The following is a 13,249-nucleotide window of genomic DNA, read 5'->3' on the forward strand; positions in this document are numbered from 1 at the left end:
TAAACTTTTTATTTTTTTAGTTGACAACGATAATGAAAATCATTATCATTTATTCGAGAAATGATTACATTTCGATTTATATATTTTGGAGGAGATGTAAAGTTGAAAAAAACTAAAAGAAAACATATAAATGCGATGATTATCGCTGCGGCGTTATCACTTCCATTTGCTACGTATTCAACGCCTGCTTTAGCAGCTGTAGCAATTGAGGCGAACAAAACTGGACATGCTTTAGAAGATGGTACATATGATGCTGTTATTAAAGCGTATAAAGATAAAACGAATGAAGAGTCTATGGCAGCTGTTTATATAAAAAATCCTAAATTAACTATTGAGAATGGGAAGAAAATTGTAACGGCAACGTTAAGTGATAGTGATTTCTTCGAATACTTGAAAACAGAGGATATTGATACTCCTGGTGTATTCCATGATGTAAAAGTCATATCAGAGGATAAAAAGAAAAATGGGACGAAGGTTATTCAATTTGAAGTTGGAGAATTAGGAAAAAGATATAATATGCAAATGCATATTTATATTCCGACAATGGCCTATGATAATAAGTACCAGGTGCAGTTTGAAGTAAATGCGTTAAATCTAGAAAACAATGTTCCAAAAGATCAAAAGGAAAATAAAGAGGATACAGTGGATCAACAAGATGGAAATGTAATAGTAGATAAGCAATTGCAAATGCATATTAATAAATATAACTTAGAGAGAAAAAATATAAATGAACCTATAACGAAGGAAGATTTATTACAAATTAAAACATTATCCATATACTCAGGTGAGGGGATAAATGAAATAGCTGGTTTAGAATATATGACAAACTTAGAGAAGTTGACATTAAGAGAGTCTAATGTAACAGACATATCTGTTATCTCGGGATTGAGACATTTGAAATATTTAGATTTATCCTCTAGTCCAATTGAAAGCATTCAACCCGTTTCTAAGCTAGAGAATCTTGACATGCTCTTTTTAAGAGATAACAAAATTGCAGATCTTACACCGTTAAGTCAAATGAAAAAGATTAAAATATTAGATTTAATTGGTAATAATATAAAGGATCTTACACCATTATTTACAGTGTTATCGTTAGAAGAAGTATACTTAGCAAATAATCAAATTAGTAATCTTTCGGGTATTGAGAAGTTAAAGAATGTGAATCTATTATGGATAGGAAATAATAAAATTAGTGATGTTGAGCCTATTAGTAAAATGAGTAATCTTATTGAACTAGAAATTGCTGATAGTGAAATAAAAGATATATCATCATTATCTAAATTAGTAAAAATACAAGTATTGAATTTAGAAGAGAATTATATCTCTGATATATCGCCACTGAGTAATTTAACAAATTTACATGAGATAAATCTTGGAGCGAATGAAATTTCTGACATAAAGTCTGTTGAGGAATTGGGTAAGCGAACTTCAATAGATATTCAAAGACAAAAAATCTTTTTAGATGAAGCAAGCGTAGATGAAGAAATAAAAATTCCAGTATACAATTTTAAAGGAGAGCCACTTCAAAATATTAAATTGAAAAGTGAGGGGGCTACGCTGAGTAACGGATTTATAAAATGGAATAGTCCTGGAGAAAAAATATATGAATTTAAACTAGATACAAATCCTGCTGAAAGTAAAATAAGATTTAATGGGACGGTTATACAAAGTATAGTTGAAAAACAAACAGAAAGTAAAAATGTAATTCTTGATAAAAATTTACAACAACATATTAATAAAAAGAATTTTGGTAGAGAGAATCTAAATGCCCCTATAACAAAAGAAGATTTATTACAGATTAAAACATTAGAGATACTTAAAGAAAAAGAAAAAGAAAAAGGAAAAGAGATAAAAGATCTAACTGGTTTAGAATACATGACGAACTTAGAAAATCTCACTTTAGAAGGAGTAGGGTTGAAAAATATTGAGTTCATTTCAAACTTGAAACAATTGAAAGACGTGAATGTATCTCATAATAAAATTGAAGATATAACGCCGTTATCTTCACTGGAAAATTTACAGTGGTTAAACCTTGCGGATAATCATATTAAAGATGTATCAGTTCTTGGCTCAATGTTAGACCTACTCAGTTTAAAATTAGCTGGAAATGAGATTCGTGATGTAAGGCCGTTAATACAATTAGGTCAATGGTTTTCAATTGATGCTGGAAGACAAAAAATCATTTTAAATGAAGCGAAAGTAAATGAAGAGATTCAAGTTCCGGTATATGACTTAGAAGGAGAAACTATTGAGAATATTAAACTAACAAGTGAGGGTGGAACGTTTAATAACGGAGTAATGAAATGGAGTACTCCAGGTGAAAAGGTATATAAATTTGATTTAGATTCGGATGAAACTAGTATAAGCTTTAACGGAACAGTTATCCAGAATATAGTTGAAAAAGACGAAGTAAAAGAGCCGGTAAAAGAAATTGAAGAAACAAAAGACGAAGTAAAAGAGCCGGTAAAAGAAGTTGAAGAAATAAAAGACGAAGTAAAAGAGCCGATAAAAGAAGTTGAAGAAACAAAAGACGAAGTAAAAGAGCCGGTAAAAGAAATTGAAGAAACAAAAGATGAAGTAAAAGAGCCGATAAAAGAAGTTGAAGAAACAAAAGAAGAAGTAAAAGAGCCGGCGAAAGAAGTTGCAGGTACAAAAGAAGAGGTAAAAGAATCAGCAACTGGATTGGATCAAGAGCAAAAAGGGAATAATCAAGTTGGTCCAGTAAAAGTGGTAGGACAAGAGAGTGCGAAAGAAAAAGATTCAAATAAACAACATGCTAATAAGCAAGAGGAAAATCAGAAGTCTTTAGCAGCAACTGGTGGTCAAGCTAACACACCGACCTTACTTTCTGGATTAGCACTTGTTCTTTCAGCATTAAGTATGTTTGTATTTAGAAAGAGATTATTTAAGAAATAAATAACGTTTTATCTTATTATTATATAAAATGATTATATAAGTTTTTGAGAAGCCCTTATTATAGCAATTTCATGTTGAAATATGCTTATGATAAGGGCTTTTTGAATAGGGGAAGGATATTAATACGAGGATGTTTCGATTGCTTAAATAATGGAGCAACTGTAGCGGAAACTGTAAGTCCCTTTCGTTCACTATATGTTCAAAATGTATGAAGAAATAATATGAAATATTGCATTTTATATCATTTCATCTAGATAATATGTTAATTTCTTGAATGGAATATATAAATAGGGGGCAATAATATGAACAAGCAATCAAAGATCAATAAAGTGTTGCTTAGTATTAGTACAATGGCGCTATCGCTCGGAGCAATTCAAACGAATGTATCAGCAGAAGAAAAGGTACCGTATAATGTATTGCATTCGAAACCAGTTGGAATTGAAAAACCAGTAGATGAGATTGGACACGCTTCTAAAGCCGAGGAAACATTATCATTTCAAGAACGTTTAAAAGTAGGAGATTTTTCACAGCGACCAGCATCTATTACGAAGAACTCGGCAGTAAAGCAAGCTAAAGAAAGCTATTCAATGGCTGATTTAAACAAAATGAATGATCAAGAATTAATTGAAACGTTAGGCAGTATTAAGTGGCACCAAATTACAGACTTATTCCAGTTTAATGAAGATGCAAAAGCCTTTTATAAAGATAACGGAAAAATGCAAGTAATTATAGACGAATTAGCTCATAGAGGTAGTACATTTACGAAAGATGATTCAAAAGGAATTCAAACGTTTACTGAAGTGTTACGTTCAGCTTTTTATCTTGCATTTTATAATAATGAATTAAGCGACTTAAATGAAAGAAGCTTCCAGGACAAATGTTTACCAGCGTTAAAAGCTATTGCGAAAAATCCCAACTTTAAGCTTGGAACAAATGAGCAAGATACAGTCGTATCTGCATACGGAAAATTAATTAGTAATGCATCAAGTGATGTTGAAACGGTGCAATACGCATCGAATATTTTAAAACAATATAATGATAATTTTAATGCATATGTAGACGATCGTATGAAGGGACAAGCTGTATACGATATGATGCAAGGCATTGATTATGATATACAGTCTTACTTAAATGAGGCTCGTAAAGAAGCGAATGAAACGATGTGGTATGGAAAAGTAGATGGGTTTATTAATGAAATAAATCGTATTGCTCTTTTAAATGAAGTAACGCCAGAAAATAAGTGGCTCGTTAATAATGGAATTTATTTTGCTAGTCGTTTAGGTAAGTTTCATAGTAATCCAAATAAAGGATTAGAGGTTGTTACACAGGCAATGCATATGTACCCGCGTTTAAGTGAGTCGTATTTTGTTGCAGTAGAACAAATTACAACAAACTATAATGGGAAAGATTATAGCGGGAATACGGTAGATTTAGAGAAGATACGTAAAGAAGGAAAAGAGCAATACTTACCAAAAACGTATACATTCGATGATGGATCTATTGTATTTAAAACTGGGGATAAAGTGTCAGAAGAAAAAATTAAGAGATTATATTGGGCTGCGAAGGAAGTAAAAGCGCAATATCACCGTGTGATCGGAAATGACAAAGCTTTAGAACAAGGTAATGCAGACGACGTATTAACGATAGTAATCTATAATACTCCAGACGAATACCAGTTAAATAGACAATTGTATGGATATGAAACAAACAACGGTGGAATTTATATTGAAGAGACAGGGACATTCTTTACATATGAGCGTACGCCAGAGCAAAGTATTTATAGTTTAGAAGAGTTATTCCGTCATGAGTTTACTCATTATCTTCAAGGGAGATATGAAGTTCCCGGTTTATTTGGAAGAGGAGATATGTATCAAAATGAAAGATTAACTTGGTTCCAAGAAGGGAATGCAGAATTTTTCGCAGGATCTACTCGTACAAATAACGTTGTACCAAGAAAGAGCATCATTAGTGGATTATCATCTGATCCTGCAAGCCGTTATACAGCAGAGCGTACACTATTTGCTAAATATGGTTCTTGGGATTTCTATAACTACTCGTTCGCATTGCAGTCTTACTTATATACTCATCAATTTGAAACGTTTGATAAAATTCAAGATTTAATTCGTGCGAATGATGTGGGAAATTATGATACGTATCGTGAGACTTTAAGTAAAGATTCTAAGTTAAATAAAGAGTATCAAGAGTATATGCAGCAGTTAATTGATAATCAAGATAAGTACAATGTGCCGGAAGTAGCAGATGATTATTTAGCTGAACATGCACCAAAAGCACTAACAGAAGTGAAGAAAGAAATTAGTGAAACGTTGTCTATGAAAGATACAAAAATGACAAAGCATACATCTCAATTCTTTAATACATTTACATTAGAAGGTACGTTTACAGGTAGTGTAACAAAAGGTGAGTCAGAAGACTGGAAAGCAATGAGTAAAAGAGTAAATGAAGCTTTAGAACAATTGGCGCAAAAAGAATGGAGTGGCTACAAAACTGTTACAGCATATTTCGTCAATTACCGTGTGAATAGCTCTAATCAATTTGAATATGATGTAGTCTTCCACGGTATCGCAAAAGATGACGGAGAAAATAAAGCCCCGACGGTTAATGTAAACGGACCTTATAACGGGCTTGTAAAAGAAGGCATTCAATTCAAAAGTGATGGATCAAACGATGAAGATGGAAAAATCGTTTCTTATTTATGGGACTTCGGGGATGGAAGTACAAGTACAGAAGTTAATCCAGTACATGCATATGAAAGAGAAGGAACTTATAAAGTAGCCTTAAGAGTAAAAGACGATAAAGGTAAAGAGAGTAGAAATGAAACAACTGTTACGATTACAGATGGAAGTTTAACAGAATCAGAACCAAATAATCGTCCAGAGGAAGCAAATCGTATCGGGCTAAATACTACTATAAAAGGTAGCCTTATCGGCGGGGATCACACCGATGTTTATACATTTAATGTGGCATCAGCGAAAGATATCGATATTTCTGTTTTAAATGAGCATGGAATCGGGATGACATGGGTACTTCACCATGAATCAAATATGCAAAATTACGCAGCTTACGGTCAAGCTAATGGAAATCATATAGAAGCAAAATTTAATGCAAAACCAGGTAAGTATTACTTGTATGTATATAAATATGATAATGGCGATGGAGCGTACGCATTATCAGTAAAATAAGTGCTTTTCCAATGTATGTTTAACTTTACTTTTTGTGGAAAATAGTATATTATATAGATATACAATATATCGGTTATTTACTAGGAGGAGCCTGTCACAATAGGTTTCTCCTGTTCTTTTTTAGAGGCCTGTCTTACAGGCTTTTCTTTAAAAGATAAATAACTGAAAATTAAGAACAATAATCTTTGAAAGAGGTGGGGCATACATATAACAAAAAAAGGGATTGTTTAAGAAAGGGGGATAAGAAATGGTCTTGTTTGGTTATCCACTTGAAACAATTTATTTATATGGATTTATTATTGCTACTATACTCACTGTTATTTATATTTTCTTTGGAGATATATTTGAATCAATATTTAGTTTTGGGGGCGGATCTGTATCCGTTGTTACTTTACTACTTAGTTTCTTCGCCATGTTATGTGGACTTAGTTATATAGGAGAATATTTATTTTCCTTTAATAGTACTATTATTTTTGCTGGTTCATTTGCTATATCTTTTATCGGTGTTTTCATAATGAAAATATTAATTTTAAAACCGATTGCAGAAGCAGAACAAAATACGGTGCAACGTATGGATGAATTCATTGGTCGCAAGGGAGAAGTCATTACGACAATTCCTACAGAAGGATTTGGAGAAGTGTTAATCTCCTCTCCATTTGGAAGTAATGCAATACCAGCGAAAACAATTGGAAAGAAAGATATTTCACAAGGAACCGAGGTCATTATTGAGGGAGTTCAAGATGGTGTTTTACTTGTACAGAACATCGCTTATTCTTTAAAAAAACCAAAATTATAAGGGGGAATTTACATGACGATTCCATTAATTATCGGTGGAGTTTTACTCGCAATTTTAATTCTACTTATTTTAGTATTCATTACGAAGTATCGAACAGTTGGCCCAGATGAAGCATTAATTGTGACAGGGAACTGGCTTGGTGGTGGAAAGAATGTTGTTATCACTGATGACGGAAAGAAGATTAAGATTATTCGCGGTGGCGGTACTTTCGTAGTTCCAATTATGCAAAGGGGAGAACCTCTTAGCTTACTAAACTACAAATTAGAAGTTGGTACACGTGATACGTATACGAAGCAGGGTGTACCGATTACAGTAAACGGTGTTTCTATTATTAAAGTAGGATCGACAATTGAAGAAGTTTCTACAGCGGCTGAACAATATTTAGGAAAAGAAACAGAAGAGTTGAAAATAGAAGCAAAAGAAGTTTTAGAAGGGCATTTACGTGCTATTTTATCTTCTATGACAGTAGAAGATGCGTATAGTAATAGAGAGCAATTCGCACAAAAGGTACATGAAGTAGCTTCTACTGATCTGAAGAAGATGGGTCTTCGTATCGTTTCCTTTACAATTAAAGAAATAATGGATAAAAACGGCTACCTAGATGCACTTGGTCAGCCGCAAATTGCAATGGTTAAGCGTGATGCAACAGTTGCGAATGCAGAGCGTGAAAAAGAGGCACGAATTGAAAAAGCTCGTGCTGAGAAAGAAGCGAAAGAAGCAGAGTACCAGCGTGATGCACAAATCGCTGAAGCTGAAAAACATAAGGAATTAAAAGTACAATCTTATAAGAGAGACCAGGAACAAGCTCGTGCAGATGCAGATCTTTCTTACGAATTACAACAAGCGAAAGCGCAACAAGGTGTTACAGAAGAGCAAATGCGAGTTAAAATCATTGAGCGTGAAAAGCAAATTGAGTTAGAAGAAAAAGAGATTGCGCGTCGTGAAAAGCAATACGATGCAGAAGTAAAGAAAAAGGCAGATGCAGATCGCTATGCTGTTGAACAATCAGCCGAAGCGGAAAAAGTAAAACAAATGAAAAAAGCAGATGCGGATCAATATAAAATTGAAGCAGAAGCAAGAGCACGTGCAGAAGAAGTACGTGTAGAAGGTTTAGCAAAAGCAGAAATTGAAAAAGCGCAAGGTCAAGCGAAAGCGGAAGTACAAAAAGCGCAAGGTACAGCAGAAGCAGATGTTATCAGATTAAAAGGTTTAGCAGAAGCGGAAGCGAAACAAAAAATTGCAGAGGCATTTGAACTATATGGTCAAGCGGCAATTATGGATATGGTTCTTAAAATGCTTCCAAGTTATGCGAAAGAAATTGCAAGTCCACTTAGCAATATTGATAAAATTACAGTTGTTGATACAGGTGGCGGTGGTAAGAATAGCGGTGCCGGGAAGGTTGCAGGCTATGCGACTGATTTAATGGCAACAATGCAGGAAACACTAAAAGCTTCTTCTGGTATTGATTTAAAAGAGTTATTAGAAGGGTTTGCAGGAAAAGGGGCAGTACAACAATTAGCAAATGATAAACCTGTTGTATCTGTAGTAGAAGATAAGGAAAAAGAAGTAGAAAAAACTAAAGAATAGTAAGATGGAAAGAACCTCTAGTAAGTGGGATACTAGAGGTTCTTCTGTGAATTATAATCTTTCGAATAATATACATTTTTATACATTGTTTTAATTATTAAATTTTTATAGAATGAAGTATGTATGCAATAATCTTTTAAATTTAGAAAGATGAGTAAAGAGAAATAAAGAGTCTCATTAACGTATTTATATCTTATAATTTTTATAAATAGATTAATCGTAAGTTATTGCATGTAAAACGGTATGAAGGGGTAGGAATATGTTTCAAAGGAAATTAAGGAGTAGTAGTTTAAAAACAAAGTTACTTGTGTCATTTATTATTATTTTAATTCTTCCAAGTATTGTAATTGGTTGGACGTCTTATCAGCAGGCGAAAACAAATTTTAATGAAACGATTTTAAAATCGGCGAAAGATAATATAAAAATTTTGGATAATGTAATTAATAAGGAATTGGATAGTAAAAAAGTAGATGCAACTTATTTTACGAAATTATTTACACAATCAAGTTACCAAGCGGATCAAATTCAAAACATCCAAAATAAACTAGAAGAATATAATAAATTACATCCAGAAATGGAAGCGATCTATACAGGATCTAGTAATGGACAATTTATTCAATCACCAGCTATTCAAATGCCCGAAGGATATAATCCTACAGAAAGAGATTGGTATAAAGAGGCAGTGAAAAAAAGCGGAGAAGTGATTGTAACTGCTCCATATAAGTCAAAAACGACAGGGAATATTGTTATTACACTAGCAAAACAAAACGAAGATAAAAGTGGTGTTCTCGGGATTGACTTAATTATCAATGATATTGTAACTACTTCTAAGATGGTTAATATCGGTAAGGAAGGGTATGTAGCGATATTTGATCAAGATAAAAATGTAGTCGCACACCCGACACTGAAGCCAGGAGAGAAATTAGAAGAGAAACTTAGTAAGGAATTTTATAAACAGGAAGCTGGTGATTTTCATTATTCATTAGATGGTGAAGATCGTAATATTACTTTTAAAACGAGTAAGAAAACTGGATGGAAAATAGCAGGAATTATGCCTTCAAAAGAAATTATTCAAGCGGCGGAGCCTATTTTCTATAAAACGATAACTGTTATTGGTATTTCATTAATGATCGGCGGGGTTTTAATTTACTTTATAATTGCTTCTATTATTAAACCGTTAAAACAACTTGTAATATCATCGAAAAAAATTAGTGAAGGTGATTTAACAGAATCAATTACAGTTCATTCTAAAGATGAAATTGGGCAGTTAGGAGAAAGCTTTAACGAGATGGCATTATCATTACATAATGTCATTTCAAATATAAATATTTCAGCAAGTCATGTAGCAGCATCTTCAGAAGAATTAACAGCTAGCATGAAGCAGACAAGTGAAGCAACGGAACAAATTACACAGGCGATAGAGCAAGTATCGAGTGGGGCTGAAATACAAACGAGAGAAGTTGAAGAAGGAGCAACATTATTAGAAGAAGTTACAGAAGGAGTTCAGCGTGTTGCAGATAGTTCTTCATTAGTATCTACAGCCTCTATGTATACGAAGAAAAAAGCTGAAGATGGTGGAAAGTTAGTTGAGCAAACTGTGAATCAAATGCAATTAATTCATGAGTCTGTTTCAAAGTCAGATAAAGTCATTGTTTTATTAGATGATAAGTCGAAACAAATTGGAGCAATCCTTGAAGTGATTCAACATATTGCAGAGCAGACAAACTTATTAGCATTAAATGCTGCAATTGAGGCTGCAAGAGCTGGGGAACAAGGAAGAGGTTTTGCAATTGTAGCCGATGAAGTACGGAAATTAGCAGAACAATCGGGACAATCTTCTACGGAAATTGATAAGCTAGTGAAAGAGATACAATTTGATATAAAAGAAACAGTAAGCTCTATGAATCAAGTTGGGACAGAGGTACAATCAGGGCTTGTAGTTGCAAATGAAACGAAGAAAAGCTTTGTAGAAATATTGAAATCTACAAATGATACAGTAGTACAAATTGATAGTATGGTAGAAGTAGCGAAGCAAATGACGGTAGATGCAAAACAAGTAAGTGCATCTATTAATGAAATTGCAGCAACGATTGAAGAAAACGCAGCAAGCGTCCAAAATATCGCGGGCTCTTCTGAAGAGCAATTAGCTTCAGTAGATGAAATAAATGCAGCAGCAGTTCATCTATCGCAAATGGCGGAAGAATTACAAGGGATGATTGGCAAGTTTAAAGTATAAGAGGCAAGTGTTAAGAAACGAGGTAATCATTTTACTTCGTTTCTTTTTTATGGCAACGGTAATGAGATAAAGTGAAGAAATATATAGTAATCGTGTTATGATTAAATACGAAAACAAAAGACTGTATTTTCTTTAAATTCTATCTTCATTGATGTTAGGGGAATGATTTTGAAATTGAAGAAATTGAAACTGCAACCGAGAATTACATTAACTATTAGTACACTTATTCTTGTTGTACTGCTGTTAACGAGTTATTTATTTTACTACATATTATCTGAAACAGTAGAAGACCAAATCGGAAAAAGAGCGCTGTATGTTGCGAAAACAGTTGCTGCTATACCGGAAATCGGGGAAGCTTTTCAAAAAGAAAATCCAGCTTCTATTATTCAGCCAATTGCAGAAAAAATTCGAATCGAAACAGATGCTGATTTTATTGTAGTTGGAAATAAAGATGGTATTCGTTATGCGCATCCTAAGCGAGATAAAATAGGAGAGAGAATGGTTGGCGGAGATAATGAAGGGGTTCTATTAGAAGGGGAATCTTATGTTTCGAAAGCAACGGGATCATTAGGGCCTTCACTACGCGGAAAAGTCCCGATTCGTAATCAGGATAATGAAATTATTGGTGTAGTATCTGTCGGTTTTTCAATGGATGATATTCATGGAGCGATAGAAGTGTATGGAAAGCGTGTGTTTTGGATTACAATAACAGGTCTGTTAATTGGGATAATTGGCTCTGTATATTTAGCTAAAAGTATTAAGCGGATGATGTTTGGAATGGAGCCAGAAGAAATTTCATCTTTATACGAGGAGCATAGTACAGTTATTCAATCTGTACGTGAAGGAATTGTAGTAATCGATAAAAATGGTATGGTTAGTTTAGTAAATCAAGCGGCATACGATATCCTTTCTTTAGATAAACAACAAAATATAATAGGGAAATTTATTTTAGATGTTATTCCTAATTCATCGATACTGGATGTACTTCAAACTGGAGAAGAACAATTTGATCGCCAATTAAATATAAAGGGGCAGGATGTTATTGCCAATCGCCTACCTATTAAAGTTAATAATAAAGTAACTGGTGTAGTATCCAGCTTGCGCTTGAAATCTGAGATGGATCAATTAACAGCGGAATTATCTCAAACACGGCAATATACAGAGGCATTACGGGCGCAAACACACGAATATAACAATTTATTGTATACGCTTTCAGGTCTTATTCAATTAGAGTCTTATGAAGATGCTTTAGAGCTTATTCATAAGGAAACGGCAGTATATCAAGAGTTCGTTCAATTTATTATGAAACGAATTCAAAATCCATGGTTAGGTGGGATTTTAATTGGATTTTATAATAGGGCGCGAGAGTTGAAGATTGATTTTATGTTAGATCGGGAAAGTAGTTTAGAAGAGTTAAGTCCGCATATTGAGAGTAATTACGTTGTTTCTATTTTAGGGAATTTGATTACGAATGCATTTGAAGCAATTGAAAGAAATCACGAGCATAATAAGAAAGTAAGAATGTTTGTAACAGACATTGGGGAAGAAATATTAATTGAAGTAGAAGATTCAGGACAAGGTGTTCATGATGAAATAATTACAAGTATATTCTATAAAGGTTTTTCGACGAAAGTGGGCGAAAAACGTGGATATGGATTAGCGAAAGTGAAAGAGTTAGTGGAAGATTTAAATGGAAGTATTGCGATTGAAAAAGGGGATTTAGGTGGTGCTTTATTTATCATTGCATTACCGAAAGAGAGAGGCGAATTGTAATGAATGAGGGGATTGAAGTATTGATTGTAGAAGATGATATTCGGATTGCGGAAATTCATCGTCGTTTTACTGAAAAAATTGAAGGGTTTAAAGTAATTGGAACAGCAACGACTGGGGAACAGGCGAAAGAATGGTTAGAGTTTGTAAAGCCACAACTCGTTTTATTAGATGTATATTTACCTGACATGCAAGGGACTGAACTCGTCACATATATTAGGCATAATTTGCATGATACAGATATTATTATGATTACAGCCGCATCAGAGACGGATGTAGTGCGACATGCTTTACGAGGCGGAGTAACAGATTATATTGTAAAGCCACTTACATTTGATCGGTTTAAAACAAGTTTAGAAAGTTATCAAAAGAAGATTACGAAGTTAAAGAAAAATACTCAATTATCTTCAGAACAGATTGAACATCTATGGTCCCAAAGAGGGGTGCAGGCAAATCAAGTAGAATATGCACCAAAAGGAATCGACCCTTTAACGTTAGCAAAAATAAAAAAGCATATGCTAACTATTAATGAAGAGGGAATTACTGCAGAGATACTAAGTTCAATGGTAGGTGTAAGCCGATCAACTGCTAGGCGCTATTTAGAGTATTTGATCTCTGGAAAGAAAGTGCATGCGGAGCTTATATATGGAAGTGTGGGAAGGCCAGAAAGAAGGTATTTCCGCGTTTCTTCATAGGGGATTTTTACAACAATAAAAACAGTAGAGGATTATTACATTTCCTCTA

General features: G+C 33.7%; 7 protein-coding genes and 1 pseudogene. All 8 read left to right on the top strand.

All coding sequences use genetic code 11. The annotated features are described in order from the left end of the window. Positions 1-102: 102 nt before the first annotated feature. Positions 103-2,916: a leucine-rich repeat domain-containing protein gene (locus LCF45_RS02815; RefSeq protein WP_263894521.1), complete on the top strand. Its 2,814-nt coding sequence runs from the start codon at positions 103-105 to the stop codon at positions 2,914-2,916. A gap of 302 nt (positions 2,917-3,218) precedes the next feature. Then, a complete protein-coding gene (gene colA, locus LCF45_RS02820) occupies positions 3,219-6,116 on the top strand; it encodes a collagenase ColA (protein ID WP_002169206.1) in 2,898 nt (965 codons plus the stop codon). A gap of 247 nt (positions 6,117-6,363) precedes the next feature. Then, positions 6,364-6,912, top strand: a complete 549-nt coding sequence (locus tag LCF45_RS02825; protein ID WP_002134284.1) for an NfeD family protein — start codon at positions 6,364-6,366, stop codon at positions 6,910-6,912. Between the two features lie 12 nt (positions 6,913-6,924). Continuing rightward, positions 6,925-8,499, top strand: coding sequence for a flotillin lipid rafts scaffold protein FloT (locus tag LCF45_RS02830; protein ID WP_002169205.1), 1,575 nt, complete (start codon positions 6,925-6,927; stop codon positions 8,497-8,499). A 259-nt stretch (positions 8,500-8,758) separates the two neighbouring features. After that, positions 8,759-9,793, top strand: a pseudogene (locus LCF45_RS27100) (cache domain-containing protein); the annotation flags it as partial. Between the two features lie 81 nt (positions 9,794-9,874). Next, positions 9,875-10,735, top strand: coding sequence for a methyl-accepting chemotaxis protein (locus tag LCF45_RS27105; RefSeq protein WP_372361859.1), 861 nt, complete (start codon positions 9,875-9,877; stop codon positions 10,733-10,735). Positions 10,736-10,897: 162 nt separating this feature from the next. Next, on the top strand, positions 10,898-12,508 hold the full coding sequence (locus LCF45_RS02840; protein ID WP_078206593.1) for an ATP-binding protein: 1,611 nt from the start codon (positions 10,898-10,900) through the stop codon (positions 12,506-12,508). Further along, positions 12,508-13,200 (top strand): response regulator, encoded by a 693-nt coding sequence (locus LCF45_RS02845; protein ID WP_078206592.1) that lies wholly within the window; start codon positions 12,508-12,510, stop codon positions 13,198-13,200. The genes LCF45_RS02840 and LCF45_RS02845 overlap by 1 nt, the downstream gene beginning before the upstream one ends. The last annotated feature ends 49 nt before the right edge of the window (positions 13,201-13,249 follow it).

The sequence above is a fragment of the Bacillus sp. 41-22 genome, assembly GCF_025809295.1.
Classification (GTDB): Bacteria; Bacillota; Bacilli; order Bacillales; family Bacillaceae_G; genus Bacillus_A; species Bacillus_A mycoides.